Origin of the sequence: Streptomyces sp. NPDC049597 (assembly GCF_040675505.1) — a bacterium.
GTDB lineage: Bacteria > Actinomycetota > Actinomycetes > Streptomycetales > Streptomycetaceae > Streptomyces.
Map to the genome: position 1 here is coordinate 1 of NZ_JBFAOY010000079.1, position 1,852 is coordinate 1,852.

Sequence of the window (1,852 nt, forward strand, 5' to 3'; positions counted from 1 at the left end):
CTGTGATGGGTAGGGGAGCGTCGTGTGCCGGGTGAAGCAGCCGCGGAAGCGAGTTGTGGACGGTTCACGAGTGAGAATGCAGGCATGAGTAGCGATACACACGTGAGAAACGTGTGCGCCGATTGACTAAGGGTTCCTGGGTCAAGCTGATCTGCCCAGGGTAAGTCGGGACCTAAGGCGAGGCCGACAGGCGTAGTCGATGGACAACCGGTTGATATTCCGGTACCCGCTTTGAAACGCCCAGTACTGAACCTGTTGATGCTAAGGCCGTGAAGCCGCCGGCTGAGTCTTCGGACGAGGTCGGAGTGGTGGAGCCGCTGACCCAAGGCGGTAGTAGGTAAGTGATGGGGTGACGCAGGAAGGTAGTCCAGCCCGGGCGGTGGTTGTCCCGGGGTAAGGGTGTAGGACGTGAGGTAGGCAAATCCGCCTCACACACAGTCTGAGACCTGATGCCGAGCCGATTGTGGTGAAGTGGATGATCCTATGCTGTCGAGAAAAGCCTCTAGCGAGTTTCATGGCGGCCCGTACCCTAAACCGACTCAGGTGGTCAGGTAGAGAATACCGAGGCGTTCGGGTGAACTATGGTTAAGGAACTCGGCAAAATGCCCCCGTAACTTCGGGAGAAGGGGGGCCATCACCGGTGATCCGATTTACTCGGTGAGCTGGGGGTGGCCGCAGAGACCAGCGAGAAGCGACTGTTTACTAAAAACACAGGTCCGTGCGAAGCCGTAAGGCGATGTATACGGACTGACGCCTGCCCGGTGCTGGAACGTTAAGGGGACCGGTTAGCTGACTTTCGGGTCGGCGAAGCTGAGAACTTAAGCGCCAGTAAACGGCGGTGGTAACTATAACCATCCTAAGGTAGCGAAATTCCTTGTCGGGTAAGTTCCGACCTGCACGAATGGCGTAACGACTTCTCGACTGTCTCAACCATAGGCCCGGTGAAATTGCACTACGAGTAAAGATGCTCGTTTCGCGCAGCAGGACGGAAAGACCCCGGGACCTTTACTACAGTTTGATATTGGTGTTCGGTTCGGCTTGTGTAGGATAGGTGGGAGACTGTGAAGCTTGGACGCCAGTTCAGGTGGAGTCGTCGTTGAAATACCACTCTGGTCGTGCTGGATGTCTAACCTGGGTCCGTGATCCGGATCAGGGACAGTGTCTGATGGGTAGTTTAACTGGGGCGGTTGCCTCCCAAAGGGTAACGGAGGCGCCCAAAGGTTCCCTCAGCCTGGTTGGCAATCAGGTGTTGAGTGTAAGTGCACAAGGGAGCTTGACTGTGAGACCGACGGGTCGAGCAGGGACGAAAGTCGGGACTAGTGATCCGGCGGTGGCTTGTGGAAGCGCCGTCGCTCAACGGATAAAAGGTACCCCGGGGATAACAGGCTGATCTTCCCCAAGAGTCCATATCGACGGGATGGTTTGGCACCTCGATGTCGGCTCGTCGCATCCTGGGGCTGGAGTCGGTCCCAAGGGTTGGGCTGTTCGCCCATTAAAGCGGTACGCGAGCTGGGTTTAGAACGTCGTGAGACAGTTCGGTCCCTATCCGCTGTGCGCGTAGGAGTCTTGAGAAGGGCTGTCCCTAGTACGAGAGGACCGGGACGGACGAACCTCTGGTGTGCCAGTTGTCCTGCCAAGGGCATGGCTGGTTGGCTACGTTCGGAAAGGATAACCGCTGAAAGCATCTAAGCGGGAAGCCTGCTTCGAGATGAGGACTCCCACCTCCTTGAGAGGGTAAGGCTCCCAGTAGACGACTGGGTTGATAGGCCGGATATGGAAGCCAGGTAACTGGTGGAGTTGACCGGTACTAATAGGCCGAGGGCTTGTCCTCAGTTGCTCGCGTCCACTGTGT

Annotated in this window: 1 rRNA gene; it reads left to right on the plus strand. The window is 57.1% G+C overall.

What is annotated here, in order from left to right:
• Window positions 1-1,831: ribosomal RNA gene (locus AB0K02_RS34000) — 23S ribosomal RNA — on the plus strand; the annotation flags it as partial.
• Window positions 1,832-1,852 lie beyond the last annotated feature (21 nt).